This is a genomic window from Paraflavitalea speifideaquila, from assembly GCF_032395985.1.
In the GTDB taxonomy this organism is placed as follows: domain Bacteria; phylum Bacteroidota; class Bacteroidia; order Chitinophagales; family Chitinophagaceae; genus Paraflavitalea; species Paraflavitalea speifideaquila.
The window spans coordinates 3,652,642-3,672,359 of sequence record NZ_CP135920.1 but is presented as its reverse complement, the minus strand read 5'-3'; the positions used below and the strand labels follow the sequence as shown (position 1 = coordinate 3,672,359).

Below are 19,718 nucleotides of genomic sequence, written 5' to 3'. Positions count from 1 at the left end.
ATGTCTGTAGTTGGTTTACTTCCTGATCTCCAGGTATACAATATTGTTGACGTCGGTATTGTCGAATTTGTTGAAATCACCCACCAGTATCACACCCGGGTAACCGAGGTCGGTAGTCCTTTCGATCATTTTATAGATCCTGCCGTTGAAAGTACCGGTGTTGTTGTAACCAGTAATGGCCTTGCCATCACTACCCAGGTAAGCAAAACCCGGGCGCACCTTTTCATCATACTTTTGGAAACTGCCGGAAATGATCACATCGCCGGAGTTGAGTTGCGCGGCATAGGTCACTTTACCATCGGTGGTACTCCGCAGTTGGAAAGTCTTGTCCACACTGCCATCGGGCTTCAGCATCACCACGCCATTGGCGGCAACACCATTGAAAGAGTGGAAGCTGCCTGTAAGCAGGATGCGGTCGGTATTTTCGTTGTAGGTAACCGATGCAATCACATCGTCGGCACCCGAGCCCGTATTGAAGTCGGTACTGATGGTGCCGTCCCACTCGTCGAGGCAAACGATCCGGTTGGCAGTTTGCCCATTAAAGGTGGTGAAGGCGCCCACCAGTAATACCCGGTTGCCTGAAATACGGATGGCCGTTACTATCGGCCCATTGCCCCCGGGATTGCCCTTGTGCAACGTGAGGTTATAATTGAAATTGGAATCGAGTGAACCATCGGCATTCATTTTGAGCACCTGGTTCATCAATACGCGGTTGGCTACCCTATTGGCCTTGGTAGACCTTTTATAAAAATTACTCCGGTATTCGGTAAAATTGCCTACCGCAATGATCTGGTTATCATCCGTCTCATAAGCATACTGAATAGCGCCATTGACGCCGCCATTGAAAGTAGCCACGGTATCCCTGCTATCATTGGGGTTATTGATCGGATCAGGATTTACCAACTCCACCGTCATCGTATCCAGTTGTGCGCGTTGGTACAGGCGGGCAACAGAATAGATGCCTCCCCGCTCATTGTATTTGGAAAAGAAACCACTTGCCAGGTAATTACCGCTGGCCAATGGGGTGAGCGAGTAAATAACGCCCCCTCGGTACCCGTGCGGGTGAGCATTTTATTGGAGGCGGTAAGCGTGCCCGTTTTATCAATCTTGGCAATATCAAAGATCGGAGCAGCGGGGCTGGCCAGGCCATTGTAATTGGTGAAAGAACCGGCAATGATGTAGGAACCGGCCACATTGCTGGCATCCACAATATCAAGTATTGGCCCCGGGCGCCATTGAAAGCAACAAAAGAAGGGTCGATGATGAGGTTGCCGCGCACGCGGAACTCGGGACCAAAGAAATACTGGTTGTCAAATTCAACGGCGGCGCCGCCAGTGATGGCATCGGCAGGGATACGTACCGAAATGGTGCTGTCGCCCACGGTTATCACTTCTGTTTCCAGCTGACCGATGAGGAACTTGAACTTGCTTTCTTTTCCTTTTAAGCCCATTACTTTAAAAGTAACAATGGTACCCGCCCTGCCTTGTGAAGGAGCAGGAAGCCCATCCAGGAATTTGATCGGCGCTTTCGGACCATCGGGATAAAGCTGCACACGGTGGTCGTCAACTTTTTGCAGCCCGCCAGTAATAGGATGGCCAGTACAGGCAGCAGCCAGTTTGTTTTCTTATATCGTTGATGCAATATTTTCATAAGCTTCCTTTGAATGTGTTAGTTGTAGTGAGCTGTTTATGGATCGATACCATAATCCAGGGCGTCGTTGTAAAACAGGAATGGATCAAACCCGAAATAATGATCAGTAAAGTCGAGCACGATAAGACTCCCGGAAAATGTAATGCTAAGGTTGGTGGTAAACCTAAGTACATGTACATAGCCGTTGTTGGTGGATATATTGCTGGTGGCTACGGCCGCATTGATCCAGGAATTGGTAGGCGATGAAAGCGAGCCGATAAACGAAAGGAAAAGACTCCTTTCTCCCGCATACTGCACCCCACCGGCATCTCCATACTTTACCCCAATGTTCATGATATCACCCCCATTAGAAACATAGGACTGACCGGGGAATACAGGCACATTCAAAAAGTCGACCTGCGGATAATCTGTCAGCGACTTTTTGTGTTTGAAAATATAGCGGTTCAGCATTTTCTTCCATACCGCCGGTTTTATCTGGCGCAGGTTGTAAACGGTATCCTTGCCATACTGTTTCAGCAGGAGGTTGACGATCCGGATGGTCTTTTCAATCGTCTGCTGTGGTGGGGCGAAAAAGTCACCTCTTCACTTTTCAGCGTTTGTTCAAGTCCTGCCAGGCGGATCACCTTGGTGAGGGAATCGAATAGCTCGGGCCGTGATGCCAGGTAATCCATGGTAGCGCCCTTGAATGCAGGATCCAGCGTGCCCCCATCCTGGTAATTGCTCTTGTTGCAACTGCTGATCACCAGGAGCAGCAGGGCAAAGGGTAGTATTTTATTGATGACGTTCATAATGTTGTTGTTGAGCCGGAGCCGGATCAGTTCCAGTAGTTATTTAAGGTGATGGAAGGATTATTGGCGCGTACGGCATTGCTGAGGGGCCAGGTCCAGGCGCCATTCTTATAGTCCTCTACCGATATGGAATTGCCAAAGGAAAGTTTGGGATCCAGGATATTTTTGGTGCGGATCATGTCATAAGAGAAATGCCCCTCCCCGATCAACTCCTTACAGCGTTCGTGCCAGATGGCTTTCTTCAGGTCATCACCAGGCTGACCGGAATATACCGTAGCGCCTGCGCGGGTGCGGATGATATTCAGGGCCGTGATGGCTTCCGGTGCGCGGTCTACATTGGCATAAGCCTCTGCCAGCAACAGGTATGATTCGCCGAGCCTGAATACGATCTGGCTATCGTCCACATAACTGGAGTTGTTCTCCGTCTGGAAAATATTACTGTACTTGGTCAACCAAAACCTGCCGGTAGTGGAATAGATATCCTCATACCACTCACTCCGGCGGATATCGGGCTGGCCTGGGGGATAGATCTCGTCGAGGTATTTTTGTTCGTAATAGAGATAGGTATTCCTGGTCTCTGTAGCATTGATGCGGTACCGGGTAATATGATCTGAATAGAAGGACCAGCCAAAGCTTTCACCATAGTTTGAGTTCTGCGGCATTTCAAATAATCCCTCTTTGGAGCGGCCACGGAATACCGTGCGGTACTGGCGGTTGGTATAGGGTATCAGCTCATAGGCGCCGCCATTCTGTTTGATCAGTTCTTCGCCAAAGGCAATGGCCGCATTGTAATGGGTAAGGGCATTGCCGCCATCGAAAGAAGCGAGCCACATATTCATGTGCATCAGCAGGGCCAATGCCCCTCCGCGCATACCGCGCACCGCACGGCGGGCTGCATCATCATAGGTCCAGGGCAGGTCCTTTTCGTAAGCGGCCATATCTGCCACACAGCTCTTCAGCACATCCACCATGGGTGTTCTGGGCAGGGCTTTTGAATTATAAGCGTTGGTATAATAAGGAACATCGCCAAACACGCGCATCATGGTGAAATAAGCCATATTGCGCATAAATACGCCTTCGGCCTTGTACTTGGCTTTCTTCTCAGGCGTTAGCACCTTCACTTTCTCAATCTCTTCCACCAGGATATTGGCGCCGGCCACTACCTTGAAAAGACGGTCCCAGTTCATGAAACGGCCTGTAGTGAATATATCCGACCAGTCATTACCCTGCCAGTTATAGGTACCTCTTACGATGGGATTGAGGTTGTTGGTGCGCAGGAACTGTATATAGGTACGATTCCAATTGCTATTGGATGGCTCATAAATGGGCGCAAAGCGCATATCGCCGGAAAAGGCGAAGAAAGGAAATTCGTCGGTGCCTCCGCCTGCCTTCATATTGCTGCGGAAAGTAGCAGCCCGGTATAATTCAAAAGGCCATTGGTATAATTGTCAACATCCGCTTCTGTTTGCCAGAAGTTATTGCCCGACAGGTTGCTAAGGGGATCGAGGTTGAGAAACTTCTTACAACCGGCCCCTGCCACCAGCAGTGTCAGGATGGTAATGGAAAGGATGAGCGTCTTTTTCATGTTCTGCTTTTACTTGTTTTCGTTGATGCTATACAGCCCTTATCAAAATTGGATATTGGCCCCCAGTGCCATGCTTCTCCGGTTGGGATAACCACCCGAATTGTCCCGGCCCAGCGTTGTTACCAGTTCGGGATCGGGTCCTGAATAGTTGGAGAACGTGTACACATTGTTGAACGTTACGTATACGTTGGCGGAGGTAATACCCATTCTTTTGGTCCAGTTGCGGTTGAAATTATATTTGAACGTAATGTTGTTGATCTTCCAGTAAGAGCCATCTTCCATAAAGAGCGTCTGATCGGCCCGGTAAGGATTGATAGCTCCTGCCCTTCTGAAATCAAAGGGATTGGGATATTTGGCCACATTGCCCGAAGTTTTATCAGCGCCTGGTTTCCAGAAATCATATTCACTGATCGGTACCAGGGCATTGGGCTCTGTGGGATTATAAAAGTTCTGGAAGGTTTTGGCCTGTGTTACATTCAGCAGGTCCCTCATCAGGGTATAGCTGGCATTGATCGTAAGCGTCCAGTTTTTGTAGGTAAGCATGGAATAGATACCGCCGTTTATTTTAGCTATCGGATTGCCGGCCGATACCAGGTCCTGCTCATCGATCACGTAATCGCCATTGATATCCGTCCAGATGGGATCACCACCCTGGAAGAAGACGCCCGAGTTACGGCCGTTCTGCAGGCGCAGGCCCGTCTGCGGATTTACCGGCACATCGGCTGTGCTGGCATATACTCCTTCGTTGTGGAGTACCAGGTTGGAGAAAGGCGCTTTACCCAGCCTATATACGAGGGGCACATTCACCCCGTCATTATCCTTGAATGGCTGGATGAGCTGGCGTCCATTGTTGGGCAGTTGCGTAAGTACTACGTTATTGATCGCCCCGTTTACCGATAGGGTCCATTGCAGGGGTTTACCCTGTGGCAACATGCGGCCTGTGACCATCCACTCAAAACCATAGTTCACTTTGCTGCGGGCGTTTGATTTGATCGTCGTAAAGCCATTCTCCGTGGACAGGCTTACATCCACCACTTCATTGTCCATTGACTCATAGTAGGTTTCAAAAGTAGCGTTGAGGGCATTGTTGAAGAGGCCTATTTCGGTAGCCAGGTTAAACTTCGTCTTGGTCTCTGGCTTGAAATTGTCATTGGGAATATTGCCCCAGTCGATATACACCGTAGGATCATCGTTGTAATTATTACCCACCCGGTAAGTACCAAATACATCGAAGATGCTGCCCGTAGGCACAATGTTCTTACCCCAGCTTCCCCGGATCGATCCATAGCTAAGCCAGGATTTATCTGCAAAGAAATTCTCGCGATTAAAGTTCCAGCGGGCGCTGATAGAGGGATTCTGCGTATAACCGGTAGAAGGACCATTGGTAGAAGTTCCATCCAGGCGATAGCTGAAGTCGACCACATATTTCGTATCGAAATTATACTGGATCGTTCCTCCATAACCATGTATCCGCGTGTCCTTCGCATTGTTAAGCGTGCCGCCCTTGGTGCGCGTCCAGTTGTACCCTACCGGACCCTCTATCTGGTCATTGGCTGTTTGTGACAGCAACATCGCATTCGCCCGGAAGCCATAAGAGGATATTTCATTAAATGCAAAGGCATTCAGGTTGTGCCGGCCAAAGGAACGGATATAGTTGATGGCCGACCGGTCGTACAAAGTATAGGTCTTGTCGTTATAACTGTAGTATTCAGGAATATTGTTGTTGATGAAAGATGGCCTGAACTTGCTGGAGCTGCCTGTAATGATATTGTAGGTAAACAGGTTCGACAGTCGCAGCCCTTTGATAGGCTCATACTGGATATCAAGCGAGGTCGATATATTGATGCTTTTGTTGTCATCCTTTACTTCTTTGCCTGCCGCCGCCTGGTTGAAGTCGGCATAATAAGCGGGTGACAACAATGAAGACAGGTTCGATGCTTGCTTGATGTCCACCTGCTCCAGGCCAAGACCACTGCCATTATTGCGCTGTCCCATGGACCCCTTCAGGTTGGTCACCATACGGAAACGTTCGGTAGGCTGGTAAAGGGCGTCCATACCAAGTGTGTATCTTTTAAAACCCGTATTGCGCATGATGCCCTCTTCTGAATAATAGTTGAGGTTGGTTTTATAGTTGAAAGACTGGTCGCCACCGGAAATATTCACGTTATGCGACTGGTTCCTGGTAGAACGGAAGAAGAGGCTCTGCCAGTCGGTGGAATTATTATAATACGGATTGAGCGAGTCAGACAGGAAAGAGGTGGAATTGATCAGGCGCATCGCGTTGGTATACGAGGTATCGTAGTTCAATATCTGGTTGATCCTTGCGCGGCGTTCTTCATTACCACCCATCACCTTGCGTTGCGGTGGTGCATAATTTACAAAGAAAGAACCGGAATAAGAAACGATGGGCACTTTGGAGCGGCCGCGCTTGGTCGTCACAATGATCACCCCGTAAGCTCCGCGTGAACCGTATTGAGAAGTGGCCGCCGCATCTTTCAGGAACTCCATTTGTTCAATATCCTCGGGTGGTATCAGCGCCAGGGGGGCTGATGCCAGGTCCGCCACCCTGAAATCCATATTCATAATTGGTATTGGCATCCACCGGCACACCGTCAATAACGAATAGTGGTGAAGTGGGCGTCAGAAAACCATTGGCGTTTACCTGCGTACTGGAAATACCCCGCAGGTTGATGGTACCCATGGAGCCGGGTGAACCTGTATTGTTCTGGATATTCAAGCCGGGTACTTTACCCTGCAGCAATTCCATAACGTTGGAAACGGGCACATCCTGCAGTTGTTTACCGCTGATCACTACAGTAGATCCGGTTGTGGTTTCACGGGTGGCCCTTTTAAAACCCGATACTACGATCTCTGTCATGGCCTCATCTTTGGGCGCCATCACTACATCAAGCCGTATAGTAGTTTTCGTGACCAGTTTTTCTCTGCACCAAAGCCGCTAAAGCTAAAGATGAGGGTAGTGCCGGGCTCTACCGAAACAATATAGGCGCCGTCCTTATCAGTGGTGCCTATCACCTTTTGCCTACAGAGATGGTAACACCCGCCTTGGTCGTATTATCGACCTTGCTGGTCACCACGCCCTGTACTTTGATCTTTTCCTGTGCCAATACCCCCAATGGGCTAATGCCACACAGCAACAACAACAGGAGGATGGTTATGGATGGTCTCATAACGTTGGTATTGAGTTTCTTTGTTAAAGTGGTTGGATTAGTCATTGGTGAATTTGGGGTTGTCTTTTTAAATGCAAACACGATCTCCCAGTTGCCCCCTTCGTAGATGGCAAAATCCAGGCCCAGTACAGCCTTCTGCTGCATACCACCGAAGCCGATGCGCGACCAGGAAAATCTTACACTGCACCTTCTGCCATCAGCCGTGGTATAGCGGGTAGGCAATTGTACCAGTGGCATAGGAAAGGCTACATCATAAGTGACCCGGGTAGCTGTCTTCTGCATATTGAATCCATGCAATAAGTTGTTCCAGTCGGTCAACGCAAATTTGGCTGGGTTGATGGGCTGGAAATATTTATCGAGGAACATAAAGGAAATGGAATTGCCACCCGGTTTACCGTCATTGGCTTTACGGATATACACATCGATATCAGCCGATGACAGGTATTGATTGCTCGAATCACCCTTGATATTGCTGGTAACGGATGGATAAATACCATTGGATACCGACTGCCCGGTGATGGCATTGAGGTTGGAGGGTTCATAAGGCCTTTCGCGGTAAGGCATGAGCCGCATGTTGCGGAAATAGCGACGCCCGCCCCCATTGCTCATCTCAATATCAAAAATATAGCCCGAGTCGGCCTGGCAGCGCAGTATCCTGGAGTTGGAAGAAGACCACATCACAAAATCACCCGAGTGCTGTCGAACCTCAAATACGTTGTGGTATTCTGTAGCTCTTTTTTTCTCTATCTCTGCCAGTGATACCTCATTGCCCGTATAGGCTTGTTTCCATACCAATACCGGGAAGATATCGGTCAACTCCGGCGCTGCCTCGCCACTAAAACGGCGGGCATTGACGATCTTGAAATCGATTGGATAAGAGGAACTGTTGTTGGGATTGGAAAATACGTTGGAGTACATCGTGGTGCGCCCTGTAACCGGTTCAAAAGTCGTTTGGGAAAAACCTGCGTCAGCACTAAGTGCTTCCCGGTATTCCGGAACCAGTTTCTTACAGGCGCCAATGACCAGCATGCCCGTGGCCAGGATGTAAAAGCTTAGCCGCCATGGAGTATAGTTCATAAGTCGTTTGTTTTGGCTGTTGATGGGTGATGGAATTACCGGTTCATTCTTTCTACGAATTCATTGCCGAAGCCGAAATCGTGACCGGAAGAAAGCACATGAACGATACCGTTGTTGGTTTTTACGTTCACGATCTGTGTTTTGGTGGTCACCCAAAATACCTCGAAGGGGGTTTGCTTGGGATCGCTGAAGAACAACTGCTGAGGTCCACCACCCTGGTATCCGGCGGCATTGACCCGCTCATACAGCAGGTTCATCTGGTAGCCATACTTGATAGCCGGCGCCTGGATACCATCGGCATTGCCTACCACCCGCTCGGTAGCATATACCCCGTTAAGGATGTAGCGGCAGGCCAGTGTATCCAGCTGGGTGGAGTCCAGGGTGGCTAGTGAAAGCGGCGGCCTTGCGGGCACCATGGTAGCCCTGCGCAGGTTGAGGTTTTTCATGGCCAGGTTAAAACTGTTGTTGTTGATGGCAAACAAAGTGACCTGGCCCTTCAGCAGTGAATCTTTCAGCCCGGTACAGCGATTGATCACCAATAACATGGAGTCGAACAAACCGCCGCCCGATTGCAGGTACTGGTAACTATTGCCATTGAACACGCTGGTCTCTTTATCGTAATTGTAATACGTATTGTCTTTCTTACAACCGGCCAGCAACACCAGCGCTATCACGCCGGCCAGTAAAACTGATGTATGATGGATCTTCATGTGCAGGTTCTTTTTGGTGTATGATTTTTCTGGTGGCTATTTCCAGTAACTGTTCTGAGTGATATTGGGGTTGTTGTTCATCACTTCGCGTGCTACCGGCCAATAGATGCCACCCTGGCTGATCAAATTATTGAAGGCCGGATTGTTCTTTTGATCTTGTGGTAGCGCACCAGGTCGTACCAGCGCCAGCCCTCTCCCACCAGTTCACGGCGGCGTTCTTCAAATATCTCTTTCACCAGATCTGCACCCGGTACCGCCGGATCGAATGCCTTTACCCCTCTCCTGGAGCGGATATTGTTGAGCAGCATGGCCGCATCGTCTTCATGGCCCAGCACGGCCAGCGCTTCTGCCCGCAATAAGCTGATCTCTTCCAGGCGTGTAAAGAGAATGGCGGAAGTGAATACGTTGAATTGTTGCTCCCCGGCAATACCCCCATTGATCGATTTGATCTTGCTGAAGATGGGGATCTCTTCACCATAACTTGTGATATAGGCATTTCGGTAAAGCGTAGGCGTGCCCTGGTCCACACTGGAAGTATCCGTACCAAAGCGAAGGTCCTGCCCATTGCTGGTAGGGAACATCGATGCCAGCGAATCATTGGTGATATAGATATCTGGCAATTGTTTCGATACCAGCGGGTAGGCCAGCGTCAGTTGTTCTATATGGCCCGATACGGATGATTCACCCATTCCCTTGATGAAGTTGAAAGAGATAAACTGGTTCTGATCATTGGCCAGGTCGCCTGCCAGTTCATTGAAGATGCCCGTTTTACCCGTCAGGTCGGCTACCGACAGGTAATTGATGGCGATCTTATTATAGTTCTGCATCACGAAGTCGGTATAACCGGCCGTTGCATAGTAGTTGCCCTGCAACGCGGTAATATGGGCCAGGATGGCATAAGCTGATACTTTATTGATCAGCATATTCCTCCATTGATCATAGGTTTTTGTATGGTATATCAGGCCGGGCAATACCGGGTCGCCGTTACCATATACATAAGGCAGCAGCGGCGCTGCTTCTTCGATCTCCTTTACGGCAAAGCCGAGTACATCCTGTTGAGAACTGCGGCCGAATGTTTTAAAACTGCCATTGTCGTATGACTTGGTGAGCAGGGGCACATCACCCCAAATGCGAACGATATAATAGTACATGAAAGCGCGTAGTACACGTGCCTGTGCCACATCGATCTTATGGTTGATCTCCGTGTAACGGGTATCGGCCATAGCCTCCCCGAACGTTCGATGAAAAGATTGCAGGCATTGATGGCGGCATAAAAGCGACGCCAGTTGGTAATACTTTCAATAACGGGATAAGAAGCATTGAGCTTACCTTCTATGATCGCTTTCAGGTCGGGGCGCTTCAGCGCAGTGAAATCGCCATTGCGCAATTCTCCCATCAGCCAATGCGTATTGTTGTCGGCCACTGCCGCCCGAAACAGGCCATAGATGCCCATCAGGCCCGAGCGGGCATCGTCGATGCTCTTCCAGCTATTCGCTTCATCCGATTGACGGGTGGAGTTGATGTCCAGCTGTTTGTTGCAGGCGCTGAACGGCACAGTAGCGGTAAACAGAAGAGCTGTGAGTGAAACTGTTATTATTTTTTTCCCGGTCATACTATGGGGAGATTATGATGTTGAAAGATTATAACGCTAATTTGAAACCAAGGATAAGGGAACGCTGGATAGGCAATCCTGCACCTGTATACAAGCCATTGTATTGCACCAGTTCCGGATCGTCGCCTTTGAAAGAGGTAATGGTAAACAGGTTGGCACCGGTTACATATACCGTCGCATCCTTGAATACCTGGCTTTTCCCTTTGCCTTTCCAACCGGTGATCAGGTTGTACGACAAGGTGACCGACCGCAGCTTCACAAAAGAAGCATCGTCCAGGAAGAGGTCCTGGTCAAGCCGGTAAGGGATCGTATTGCTCCAGGGATTGTACATCGGATAACCGGAGAGGTCCATTTTCTTTTCCCAGTACGTGATCTCTTTTACCCCGTCAATACCCGAGGACGCATCTGTGTTGATGAAGTCGAGCCGCTGGGCAGCGTATTTATTCAGTAGCTTATGACCCAGCGCAAAATAGAAATGGAAATCGAGCTGGAAGGAACCGTAAGCCAGGTTACCGCCGAATCCACCGGTTAGTTTAGGCAGTGAATGGCCTACCAATACTTTATCATCTTCGTTGATGGTGAAATCGCCGTTCACATCCTGCCAGCGGGCATCACCTGCTTTCAGCGCCACACCCTGGTAGGTCAGCGGTTGTGAGGTGCCGGGCTTCACCGGTACTTCGGCATCACTGTTGTAAATACCTTCATTTTTATATACCCAGAAGGCATCGATAGACTTGCCCACCTGCAGCAGGTGATCGTTGATCACTACTTTTGCAGCCCGTTGGGAAGGGCTTTCAGTTCATTCCTATTGTAGTTGAGGTTGGCATGGAGGCTAAGGGCGGGGCGGTTCTTACCGGGAGCCAATACAGCCGCCTGCACAGTAAGGTCGAGGCCACTGTTGTTGACATCCATACCAGCTGCATAAGCTGATCTATAACCGTATTCTGCCGGCACCGGCACTGGCAATAACATGTCCTTATCCGTTTTGCTATACACATCCAGCCTTACTTGTAGTTTGTCTTGCAATAACCCTGCTGCTATACCCACAGTAGCCTGTTCTACATAAGCCCAGGGAATACCATAACCTACCCAGCCGGCTGTATAAGGACGGGAAATACCTGGTAGGCCAGCAAAACTGCCAATGGCAGGGGCGCCGGTCCAGGAAAGATCGGATCGGTAGTTGGGGCCGCCGGCAAAGCGGTCATCGGACAATAGTTTACCATTCCTGCCATAGGAAGCAGTAAGATGGAGACTGCTAAGTACCTTGCTTTCTTTCAACAGCGCTTTGTACAGGTCGTACGAAGCCGACACCCCAAAGCCCGTATACCAACGGTTGTCTTGCTGCATCAAGGAAGAGCCATCACGACGTACCACCGCTGTAACATCCAGTAGTTCCTTATAATTCCAGGCAGCTTTACCAAAGAAAGAAGCTACCGCCGCTTTTTGGTTCGATGGATGATAAAATACATCGAAGCCATTGGAGCGCAGGTAATTCGTTTTATTGATATCTCCTTCTACGATATTGAGCTTGATGAAATTGTTGGGCCCATTATAGGCATAAGCATATTCAAACTTATTGAGGGTGGTCTGGTAGTTCTGCCCCAGCTCCAGGTCCAGTTTATGATCCTTGTTGATCGTAAAGGTGTAGCCCAGTGTATTGTTAAAAATAAATCGCTGGTTGAAGCCAAAGTAATTGCTCAGAAAGTTGTTGCCTTCCAGCAATTGGGTGGGATAGAAAACATCGCGTGTGCCTTCATTGTAGTCAAACGAAATGCCGCCATTGTAGCGAATACCCTTCATTTTCGCCAGGATATTGAAATACCCCTGCACGGAGGTCGTCTTGTTGTCATCCTTTACATTCTCATCAAACTCGGACAGATAAGCCCTGTATACGTTCTTATTGGGGGCAATGGGTTCGATACATCGGGCAGGTAACGCTTCCGCGAGGCGGTCCACAAAATTTCGGTTGCGGTGGCGGATCATGTGTGCAGCATTGATCATCGAAGAAACCGTAACCCAGCTCAGCGGTAATACGTTGATCGAGAAAGAGGCATTGTAGCGTTGCAGTGCTGTTTCATCAGCTGAATTGGCATTGCGTGTACCAGCACCGAAGAAACGAAAATTGGCCCTTTCTGATCCGCCGGTCAGGCTGAGGTCCAGGTTGTATAAGGGTTGATTCTTATAATACAGGTCTGTCCAGTTGGACCGGCCATAATAATCTGCATTGGAAGAGTCTTTCAGGTAAGCGGGGTAGTTGAAGCGGTCTGCCAGCGTACCGTACCTGTCATAAAAAGGAAGGCGGAATTTATTCTCATACACGCCATTGATGGCCGTTACCCTTTCCTGTGGTGCAAAACCAATATAGGCATTCACATTGATCTGGCGATAGCCCGACCTGGCTGCCCTGGTGGTGATCCAGATGGCGCCATTCGCAGCCACAGGGCCCAGTATGGCCAGTTTGGCCGGGTCCTTGATCACCTCGATCGATTCTACATTATCTATATTAAGGGTAGCCAGCAAATTTGTAGCGGGCCCAATGCGGTTGAAATCATATTGCTGTATTTCATAGGCAAAAGGGTTTTCCGTAGCCAGCGGAATACCGTTGAGGTATACGGCCGCCTGGTTGTCGAACAATTCTCTTTTGCTGAGTAAAGGCATGGCGATACCCCGGATGAATAGGTTTTGATCTGTACCTGGTTCCCCCGATGGCTCCTGTACATATACACCGGCCAGGTTGCCTTTGGCATACTGCTGCGCTGATATAAAGGGGGTATAGCTCAGCGGACGGATATTGATCTGGCCGTCTTTAGAGAGCGAAGGCAGTGCAGCTACCTGTTTGGGCGTTGGTCCAGTGATTACTATCGTATCCTTAGGGGGATAGTATCCTTGGTCACTTTGATGGGTTTGGAGGGCGCCTGATTGCCGGAAAAGGAGTAGGCGGTGGCCGGGCAATAAATAGCAAGTACGGCGCAAAAAGCAATGCTTTTCGCTGGCATGAGCGATTGTAATCTCATAAGCTTATTTGTTTGGCTGATAGCAGTGTTGATGAATTCCGTTTTTTTGCTGCTATTCTTTTAAATCTACCCTGAATTTATAGGATAAAACGGCTATTCATGCATGTTGAAAATCGCCTATCCGTTATGCAATCGTTTGTATTGACTGTACAACCGAGTGCGCAAATTCTCCATGGAGTGATTCGTGTCAATAGCACAATCGTTTGCGGGGGAAGTCGGGAAAGTCAGTAAAGTCGGGAAAGTCCGGAAGACATTAAGTCCCAAGATCGGGAAAGACGGAAGTCAATAGAGTCAGGTAGTCGGAAAAGACCGGAAAGTCCGGAAGTCGGAAAGAAAAACAGGGGACACGACTCTTGTATTGACTTACCGACTTTCGGACTTTACTGACTTTCGAACTTTACCGACTTTCCGACTTTACTGACTTTTCCGACTTTACCGACTTTCGGACTTCTTAAAGAAATCGCTACCTTTGAATTGTATAAGCATCCCTTTGAATAGTATAATAATGGTAATGGCTGGCCAAACTACCTTTACTATCTAAAAGTAAAGTAGTCAGCCATGAAACGAATCTCAGCATCCCGGACGGGATGGAATACTATTGTTGCCTTGAGCCTGATCCCCTTATCCGGTTTTGCAATGGACGTATATATACCATCACTACCCGATATGGCGGCCCGGTTACACACCACACCCGCCGCCATTCAACTAACTCTTACGCTCTTTATTATCAGCTATGGCATTTCCCAATTGATCGTGGGCGGCCTCATCGATACGTACGGACGCTATTGGCCCAGTTTGATATCTATCCTGGTGGTCAGTGTGGCCAGCTTTATGATTGCCTGGACCAATAACCTGCAGTTGATCTATGCGTTGCGTGTTGTGCAGGGGATTACCGTGGCGATCATTGCGGTGAGCAAGCGGGCTATGTTTGTAGACCTGTATTCAGGTGAGCAGTTGAAAAAATACACCAGCCTTTTTCTATCATCTGGTCCATTGCCCCCATTGTAGCTCCTTTCCTGGGCGGGTTCTTCCAAACCACCTGGGGCTGGGCTTCTAACTTTATGTTCCTGGGATATTTCGGACTGGTGTTCTTTGTGGTAGAATTATTCACTGGTGGTGAATCAATGAAAGTGGCGCAGCCTTTTAATGCACGCGTTATCCTGGGTACCTATGCCCATATGCTCAAAGCAAAAGATTTTACGGCAGGCCTTGTAATACTGGGTCTTTCCTATGCTATGATATTGATCTATGGCATGGGCAGCCCTTTCCTGATCGAACAGCGCATGCAATACCCTCCTACCGTCACCGGCTATTGTGCACTGTTTTCCGGTGTGTCTGTACTCATAGGTGGATCATTGTCCAGGATGCTGATCAAACAAGCCTTTCTTAAAAACTACTCCTGGCCAGTGGTCTTCAATTGGCAGCCGTGGCCATACTGATACCTACTACCCTGTATTTTCACAATTTGTTTACCCTGCTCCTGTATGTGTTCCTGCTGCATAGCCTGGCGGGCTTTATTTTCAACAACCTGATGTCGTATTGCCTGATTCGTTTTCCGCAGTATGCAGGCAAGGCCAGTGGATTGGTTGGCGGTGGTTTTGCGGTAGTAACCTCGGTACTGAGTTCCCTTTTGGCCAATACCCTTACCATTACCAACCAGGCCGTGTTGGGCGTAGCTTATGGTGTATTGTCCCTGGGTGTATTGGCCATGCTACTGAGCGCTAAATGGCAGGGATCAGCGCCGCCGCAGGGTACCCAAACAACGAAACAGCCAGCTAGTGAGGAAGTACGTGCGGCCCCCTTGGTGGCCGGGGCGTAAGAGCGGAGCGCATGAAGCTCACGCTTTACAATCCATCAACAATACGCCGCAGGTATTTTTTTGTTGAATTACCCAGGTCACTTCATAGCGGTCCCTGCCTTCTCCATTCACCATGTAAATGTATACCCGCTGCTTATCGGCCGACCGGAAAGCCTTGCAGTCGACCGCAACGGGCTTGTTCTTAGCTGTGAATTGAGTGTCTGTATTACACCTGTACACTGTTTGCCCTACCCTGTTTACAATCCATGAATAAATTGATTGCTGACCTGGCATTGGGTGGTTGGATTAACTGCATGGGGGTGGCATGGCCACCTCTTGCGCCAGGTAGGTATATCCGGATGCTGTAGGAGAAAGGATAGAATCAGATTGGTAATAAACTTTTAAAGTTGGTGCATCAAAGACCAGTTGCCCTTTTTCATTCACCATCCATCTCTGCACTGGCATTTTATGACGGGCATTCTCCTCCTCCTTCCACTTGGCCAGTTCTGGCGGTAGTTCCCATTGAGGCCATTCCGTTTTGTATCCCAGGCGTTCCAGTTCATGCCAGCCAGCTTGCTGTATCGTTTCTTTAGTTGCACCCTGGTGCAATAGCTTTACGCCGATGCCTACCAATTTGCGGTACAGGTCGTGGCAGCGCCAATCTTCCGTAAGGCTATTGTATATGGGGTTACCCATTCCGATGCCATGGCTAGTACGCTGGCGTTGTGCCTGGTGCGGGCAAATCGTTTGTCTTTCTTTACTCTTTTACCCGTGAGGGAGCTTTTGGTGCGGATAAAATAAGCGCCATACATCTTGTAGCAGGTGATGATACCACACAGGGTGGCTTCTACCTCGGTAGCAGCCAGGTAGTTCTTCCGGAATTCCTCCAGATGCGGCGGTAGATCAATATGTTGTAAGCGCTTTTTCATAGCGGATAATCCAATACTGAAATTAAGAAAAATAACATGCGATGGCTGTCCGGAGCCTAAAACCTGGGAAAAATGGCGCAATTGGCTTGCTTTCGATAGGACCTTGTTCGCCCCATGTTCGGTTCTCATTAGTGGTTAATGCGCATTTTCTAAGGGTTTGGTTTCCTAAGCTGGACCGAAGAAGGCACGAACATGGTACGAGCTTGGTACGAATGAAACCCAAAGAAAAGGGGGCCAAAACAGGCAAATGCAATCATCTTAGCGGGTAAGGAGCAATTGTGTCTGCACTGCGGAGATAATTAAGCTGGACTCACTACAGGACCCTTCCCGAACCTGGCCCAAGGAACTGTCATCCTAATTTATTACGGCTGGTGCAAGGTGCCAGGGTGTGTCGCGCTGTCGCCCGGCGAATGCAGCGTTGGAGAGCGGCTCACCTTCATCAGGAAGGAGGTGACATCTTTTCGTTTTCGTGGCAAGGGAAAGATGTCACCTCTTTGTTTGCCGCTCCTGGTGCAAGCGTACAGCCGTGTGTCGATGTATTGGTGCCACATTAAAAGATCTTATTCCGTATATTTGATTAGTTGTCGTATTGACACCTAATGTTAATTGTATATCAATACCAGCCTGCATACCATGAAGTCATTGATTGTTGCCATTGTATTAATCATCCCTTTTATTGTTGCCACTCCAGGTAATGCCCGGGCGCAACGTGCTATCAATCCTGTTATCCATGCCGATGTACCCGACCTGTCCATGATCCGGGTAGGTGATACTTATTATATGAGCAGTACCACCATGCACATGAGCCCGGGGGTACCCATCATGCGATCGAAAGACCTGGTGAACTGGCAACTGGTGAGTTATGCGTATGAAGTACTGGACAGTGTGGATGCCTTGAACCTTACTAATGGTAAATCGGCTTATGGCAGTGGTTCCTGGGCCAGTTGCCTGCGCTACCACAAGGGGGTGTATTATGTATCCACCTTTGCGGGCACTACTGGAAAGACTTATATCTATTCCACCAGCAATATCGAAAAAGGTCCCTGGAAGAAGATAGTTTTCAAACCCATGATGCATGATCACGCTCTCTTTTTTGATGATGATGGCCGGGTGTACATGGTCTATGGCGGCGGTAAATTGATGCTGGCCGAACTGGAAGCCGATCTTTCTGGCATCAAAGCAGGCACAACACCTCAGGTGCTTATTGAAAATGCCAGTGCCCCAGCGGGCAATGATATTGGTCTACCCGCCGAAGGCTCTCAATTGTTCAAAGAAAATGGCAAATACTATTTATTCAATATCTGCTGGCCGCGTGGCGGCATGCGTACTGTTACCATTCACCGGGCCAATACAATCAGCGGGCCTTATGAAGGCAGGTTAGCATTGCAGGACAAAGGGGTAGCCCAGGGTGGAATGATCAGTACGCCCAAGGGAGCATGGTTTGCTTACCTGTTCCGCGATTATGGAGCTGTAGGCCGCATACCCTATTGGGTACCCCTGCAATGGAAAGATGGCTGGCCGGTGATAGGCATTGATGGCAAAGTACCTGATACCCTCAACCTGCCTGCCAGTAAAGGATTAATGCCCGGCATTGTAGCATCCGATGAATTCAATCGTCGTAAGAAAGACCCTGCCCTGCCCCTGGTATGGCAGTGGAACCATAATCCCGATAATGCCCATTGGAGTATCACTGTAAGGCCCGGTTACTTGCGCCTTACTGCCAGCCGCGTAGATACTTCCCTCCTGCTGGCCCGCAACATGCTTACTCAAAGAACGTTTGGACCTACCAGTGCAGCTACTACAGCCATCGATGTATCCAATATGAAAGAGGGTGACTATGCCGGACTAACCCTATTACAAAAGAAGTATGGCTGGGTGGGTGTGAAGATGGAAGGCGGTAAGAAGTGGTTGGTTGTGGTGAATGGCGAATCAGGCGCCGCAAAAGAACAACAGCACATTCCCTTGATCAAAATACCATCTACCTCAAAGCCGAATGCGATTTCCGTAACCGTACGGATAAAGGGTATTTCCATTACAGCCTGGATGGCAAAACCTGGACGGCTATTGGCAGTGTATTACAAATGGAATATACCCTACCCCATTTTATGGGTTACCGGTTTGGGTTGTTTACTTATGCTACAGCAACTACAGGTGGGTATGTAGATTTTGACTGGTTCAGGGTGGAATAAAGAAATGCTCCTCCGGACATCTGAAACTGACGCATATCCGTACATGGAGAAAATATTGCACCTAAGTGCTTCAAGCGTTTTTTAGAATACCTATGAAACTCAGTAAATCCCTTGTTACAGAAATAAAGTCCATTATCCTCCAAAGCCGCCGGCAAACTATCCAGGCAATAGATCATGCTCGCGTAATTTTGTACTGGAATATTGGCAAACGTATTTTCAAGGAGGAGCAGGAAGGCAAAGAATGAGCTGAATATGGAACTTTTTTAATAAAATCCCTGTCTGCTGAATTACAGCCAGAATTTGGCAATGGGTTTTCTATAAGACACTTAGAGCGATACAGGCAATTTTATCGTATGTTCCCAATTGCGTCCGCAGTGCGGACGCAATTTAGTTGGACCCACTATAGAACACTAAGCTCAATTGTTGGATGAGCTAAAAATGAAATGGATAAATTGGTTAATCCTGTAAATGTTAATAATTGACCATTATTACCCCTCACTAAACTCCTTCGGCAATAGTCGTTTCGCATTTGCATCGATGGCCTCCAGTAGCGGTTCAAAGAACCGGGCTTCTTCCCTGCTCGAAAATACGGGATACAAAAATTGCCCTAACCAAAACTTGATATCCAGTTGCGTAATGAAGGGATGCCCCTGAATGGTAGCACGCGCATTCCAGGAGTCGCCAATGCCCGATAATTCAACCTTGGCTGTACATAGATGCCCATTTCCTATAAATTCCAATTCTAATACCTCCATAAGTCAAGTGACATTAATCGTTAAATAAAATATCCCCAGCGATCAAATCACCCGGCGAATTTCGTAAAATTATGGTATCTCCTCCCGCTCGCAGCTTGCTTTATCTTTGCTGCTAATAATCAATAACTACGATGGATAAGTACCTGTTCAATTCAGCGCGCCTGGGATTTAGAACCTGGCGGGAAGAGGAGGTGGAGCCTTTTTCGAAGCTATGCGCTGATCCTGTGGTAATGGAGTATTTTCCCAAGTTGCTGACCAGGGAGGAAGCCGAAGCCTCGGTAAACCGATACCGGAAGCATTATGCCGATCGGGGTTTTTGTTTTTATCCCGTGGATGAACTGGCCACACGGTCATTTATTGGATTTATCGGTATGCAGATGGGAGCCCCGGCTGAAAAGTCATGTCCTTTATAAGATTGAAAAG

At 48.7% G+C, this 19,718-nt stretch carries 24 protein-coding genes and 1 pseudogene; 6 read left to right on the top strand and 19 right to left on the bottom strand.

The annotated features are described in order from the left end of the window. Window positions 1-15: 15 nt before the first annotated feature. The 15 genes from RS881_RS24965 to RS881_RS24895 form a co-directional block, all read right to left on the bottom strand. Window positions 16-1,020, bottom strand: coding sequence for a delta-60 repeat domain-containing protein (locus RS881_RS24965; RefSeq protein ID WP_315823576.1), 1,005 nt, complete (start codon window positions 1,018-1,020; stop codon window positions 16-18). Further along, window positions 1,007-1,552 (bottom strand): DUF5008 domain-containing protein, encoded by a 546-nt coding sequence (locus tag RS881_RS24960; protein WP_315823575.1) that lies wholly within the window; start codon window positions 1,550-1,552, stop codon window positions 1,007-1,009. Before RS881_RS24960 ends, RS881_RS24965 begins: the two co-directional genes overlap by 14 nt. Window positions 1,553-1,686: 134 nt before the next feature. Continuing rightward, window positions 1,687-2,100, bottom strand: coding sequence for a hypothetical protein (locus tag RS881_RS24955; RefSeq protein WP_315823574.1), 414 nt, complete (start codon window positions 2,098-2,100; stop codon window positions 1,687-1,689). Window positions 2,101-2,162: 62 nt separating this feature from the next. Continuing rightward, window positions 2,163-2,438: a hypothetical protein gene (locus RS881_RS24950; RefSeq protein ID WP_315823573.1), complete on the bottom strand. Its 276-nt coding sequence runs from the start codon at window positions 2,436-2,438 to the stop codon at window positions 2,163-2,165. Window positions 2,439-2,464: 26 nt separating this feature from the next. After that, window positions 2,465-3,832 carry a RagB/SusD family nutrient uptake outer membrane protein gene (locus tag RS881_RS24945; protein ID WP_315823572.1) on the bottom strand — a complete coding sequence of 456 codons (1,368 nt, stop codon included), beginning with the start codon at window positions 3,830-3,832 and terminating at the stop codon, window positions 2,465-2,467. Then, complete coding sequence (locus tag RS881_RS24940; RefSeq protein ID WP_315823571.1) at window positions 3,829-4,023, bottom strand: hypothetical protein; 195 nt, start codon at window positions 4,021-4,023, stop codon at window positions 3,829-3,831. The genes RS881_RS24945 and RS881_RS24940 overlap by 4 nt, the downstream gene beginning before the upstream one ends. Before the next feature lie 42 nt (window positions 4,024-4,065). Next, complete coding sequence (locus RS881_RS24935; protein ID WP_315823570.1) at window positions 4,066-6,600, bottom strand: SusC/RagA family TonB-linked outer membrane protein; 2,535 nt, start codon at window positions 6,598-6,600, stop codon at window positions 4,066-4,068. Next, the gene (locus RS881_RS24930) at window positions 6,536-6,922 is read right to left on the bottom strand and encodes a TonB-dependent receptor plug domain-containing protein (protein WP_315824603.1); all 387 of its coding nucleotides are present in this window, start codon (window positions 6,920-6,922) and stop codon (window positions 6,536-6,538) included. The genes RS881_RS24935 and RS881_RS24930 overlap by 65 nt, the downstream gene beginning before the upstream one ends. Window positions 6,923-6,924: 2 nt before the next feature. Next, window positions 6,925-7,056: a hypothetical protein gene (locus tag RS881_RS24925; protein ID WP_315823569.1), complete on the bottom strand. Its 132-nt coding sequence runs from the start codon at window positions 7,054-7,056 to the stop codon at window positions 6,925-6,927. Further along, complete coding sequence (locus tag RS881_RS24920; RefSeq protein ID WP_315823568.1) at window positions 7,053-8,288, bottom strand: DUF5007 domain-containing protein; 1,236 nt, start codon at window positions 8,286-8,288, stop codon at window positions 7,053-7,055. Before RS881_RS24920 ends, RS881_RS24925 begins: the two co-directional genes overlap by 4 nt. A gap of 35 nt (window positions 8,289-8,323) precedes the next feature. Beyond that, window positions 8,324-8,998 (bottom strand): hypothetical protein, encoded by a 675-nt coding sequence (locus tag RS881_RS24915; protein WP_315823567.1) that lies wholly within the window; start codon window positions 8,996-8,998, stop codon window positions 8,324-8,326. A 122-nt stretch (window positions 8,999-9,120) separates the two neighbouring features. Then, the gene (locus RS881_RS62310; RefSeq protein WP_484557637.1) at window positions 9,121-9,579 is read right to left on the bottom strand and encodes a RagB/SusD family nutrient uptake outer membrane protein; all 459 of its coding nucleotides are present in this window, start codon (window positions 9,577-9,579) and stop codon (window positions 9,121-9,123) included. Window positions 9,580-10,028: 449 nt separating this feature from the next. Continuing rightward, entirely contained in the window at window positions 10,029-10,610 is a 582-nt protein-coding gene (locus RS881_RS24905; protein WP_315823566.1) for a RagB/SusD family nutrient uptake outer membrane protein, read from the bottom strand. Between the two features lie 28 nt (window positions 10,611-10,638). Then, the gene (locus tag RS881_RS24900) at window positions 10,639-11,376 is read right to left on the bottom strand and encodes a SusC/RagA family TonB-linked outer membrane protein (protein ID WP_315823565.1); all 738 of its coding nucleotides are present in this window, start codon (window positions 11,374-11,376) and stop codon (window positions 10,639-10,641) included. Beyond that, window positions 11,376-13,583, bottom strand: a complete 2,208-nt coding sequence (locus RS881_RS24895; protein ID WP_315823564.1) for a TonB-dependent receptor plug domain-containing protein — start codon at window positions 13,581-13,583, stop codon at window positions 11,376-11,378. The genes RS881_RS24900 and RS881_RS24895 overlap by 1 nt, the downstream gene beginning before the upstream one ends. Before the next feature lie 599 nt (window positions 13,584-14,182). Here RS881_RS24895 and RS881_RS24890 point away from each other — a divergent pair. From RS881_RS24890 to RS881_RS24880, 3 genes are read left to right on the top strand one after another with little or no spacing between them, the layout of a single operon-like run. Next, on the top strand, window positions 14,183-14,632 hold the full coding sequence (locus tag RS881_RS24890; RefSeq protein ID WP_315823563.1) for an MFS transporter: 450 nt from the start codon (window positions 14,183-14,185) through the stop codon (window positions 14,630-14,632). A 53-nt stretch (window positions 14,633-14,685) separates the two neighbouring features. Continuing rightward, window positions 14,686-15,063 (top strand): MFS transporter, encoded by a 378-nt coding sequence (locus RS881_RS24885; protein ID WP_315823562.1) that lies wholly within the window; start codon window positions 14,686-14,688, stop codon window positions 15,061-15,063. Next, window positions 15,051-15,443: an MFS transporter gene (locus RS881_RS24880; RefSeq protein ID WP_315823561.1), complete on the top strand. Its 393-nt coding sequence runs from the start codon at window positions 15,051-15,053 to the stop codon at window positions 15,441-15,443. Before RS881_RS24885 ends, RS881_RS24880 begins: the two co-directional genes overlap by 13 nt. 18 nt (window positions 15,444-15,461) lie before the next feature. Here the strand turns inward: RS881_RS24880 and RS881_RS24875 are convergent, their stop codons facing one another. The 3 genes from RS881_RS24875 to RS881_RS24865 form a co-directional block, all read right to left on the bottom strand. After that, the gene (locus tag RS881_RS24875) at window positions 15,462-15,662 is read right to left on the bottom strand and encodes a hypothetical protein (RefSeq protein WP_315823560.1); all 201 of its coding nucleotides are present in this window, start codon (window positions 15,660-15,662) and stop codon (window positions 15,462-15,464) included. A gap of 66 nt (window positions 15,663-15,728) precedes the next feature. Beyond that, window positions 15,729-16,055, bottom strand: a complete 327-nt coding sequence (locus RS881_RS24870; protein ID WP_315823559.1) for a hypothetical protein — start codon at window positions 16,053-16,055, stop codon at window positions 15,729-15,731. Further along, window positions 16,049-16,480, bottom strand: coding sequence for a hypothetical protein (locus tag RS881_RS24865; protein ID WP_315823558.1), 432 nt, complete (start codon window positions 16,478-16,480; stop codon window positions 16,049-16,051). Before RS881_RS24865 ends, RS881_RS24870 begins: the two co-directional genes overlap by 7 nt. Window positions 16,481-16,984: 504 nt before the next feature. On the opposite strand from RS881_RS24865, the pseudogene RS881_RS24860 reads away from it, so the two are divergent. Beyond that, window positions 16,985-18,540 (top strand): annotated as a pseudogene (locus RS881_RS24860) (glycoside hydrolase 43 family protein). A gap of 266 nt (window positions 18,541-18,806) precedes the next feature. Beyond that, entirely contained in the window at window positions 18,807-18,971 is a 165-nt protein-coding gene (locus RS881_RS59970; protein ID WP_350340247.1) for a DUF1016 N-terminal domain-containing protein, read from the top strand. A gap of 57 nt (window positions 18,972-19,028) precedes the next feature. On the opposite strand, the gene RS881_RS24850 is transcribed toward RS881_RS59970, so the two are convergent. Next, window positions 19,029-19,295: a hypothetical protein gene (locus RS881_RS24850; protein ID WP_315823556.1), complete on the bottom strand. Its 267-nt coding sequence runs from the start codon at window positions 19,293-19,295 to the stop codon at window positions 19,029-19,031. A gap of 131 nt (window positions 19,296-19,426) precedes the next feature. Between RS881_RS24850 and RS881_RS24845 the strand changes: the two genes are divergently transcribed. Beyond that, window positions 19,427-19,708 (top strand): GNAT family N-acetyltransferase, encoded by a 282-nt coding sequence (locus RS881_RS24845; RefSeq protein ID WP_315823555.1) that lies wholly within the window; start codon window positions 19,427-19,429, stop codon window positions 19,706-19,708. Window positions 19,709-19,718: the final 10 nt, after the last annotated feature.

What these genes read in the sequence shown, in the direction of transcription:
- RS881_RS24955 (WP_315823574.1), bottom strand. Translation starts at nt 2,100, where the DNA reads ATGCTGAACCGCTATATTTTCAAACACAAAAAGTCGCTGACAGATTAT.
- RS881_RS24890 (WP_315823563.1), top strand. Translation starts at nt 14,183, where the DNA reads ATGAAACGAATCTCAGCATCCCGGACGGGATGGAATACTATTGTTGCC.
- RS881_RS24935 (WP_315823570.1), bottom strand. Translation starts at nt 6,600, where the DNA reads ATGGATTTCAGGGTGGCGGACCTGGCATCAGCCCCCCTGGCGCTGATA.
- RS881_RS62310 (WP_484557637.1), bottom strand. Translation starts at nt 9,579, where the DNA reads ATGTTCCCTACCAGCAATGGGCAGGACCTTCGCTTTGGTACGGATACT.
- RS881_RS24920 (WP_315823568.1), bottom strand. Translation starts at nt 8,288, where the DNA reads ATGAACTATACTCCATGGCGGCTAAGCTTTTACATCCTGGCCACGGGC.
- RS881_RS24930 (WP_315824603.1), bottom strand. Translation starts at nt 6,922, where the DNA reads ATGGCGCCCAAAGATGAGGCCATGACAGAGATCGTAGTATCGGGTTTT.
- RS881_RS24945 (WP_315823572.1), bottom strand. Translation starts at nt 3,832, where the DNA reads ATGAAGGCAGGCGGAGGCACCGACGAATTTCCTTTCTTCGCCTTTTCC.
- RS881_RS24885 (WP_315823562.1), top strand. Translation starts at nt 14,686, where the DNA reads ATGTTCCTGGGATATTTCGGACTGGTGTTCTTTGTGGTAGAATTATTC.
- RS881_RS24915 (WP_315823567.1), bottom strand. Translation starts at nt 8,998, where the DNA reads ATGAAGATCCATCATACATCAGTTTTACTGGCCGGCGTGATAGCGCTG.
- RS881_RS24905 (WP_315823566.1), bottom strand. Translation starts at nt 10,610, where the DNA reads ATGACCGGGAAAAAAATAATAACAGTTTCACTCACAGCTCTTCTGTTT.
- RS881_RS24850 (WP_315823556.1), bottom strand. Translation starts at nt 19,295, where the DNA reads ATGGAGGTATTAGAATTGGAATTTATAGGAAATGGGCATCTATGTACA.
- RS881_RS24845 (WP_315823555.1), top strand. Translation starts at nt 19,427, where the DNA reads ATGGATAAGTACCTGTTCAATTCAGCGCGCCTGGGATTTAGAACCTGG.
- RS881_RS24865 (WP_315823558.1), bottom strand. Translation starts at nt 16,480, where the DNA reads ATGAGAACCGAACATGGGGCGAACAAGGTCCTATCGAAAGCAAGCCAA.
- RS881_RS24950 (WP_315823573.1), bottom strand. Translation starts at nt 2,438, where the DNA reads ATGAACGTCATCAATAAAATACTACCCTTTGCCCTGCTGCTCCTGGTG.
- RS881_RS24940 (WP_315823571.1), bottom strand. Translation starts at nt 4,023, where the DNA reads ATGAAAAAGACGCTCATCCTTTCCATTACCATCCTGACACTGCTGGTG.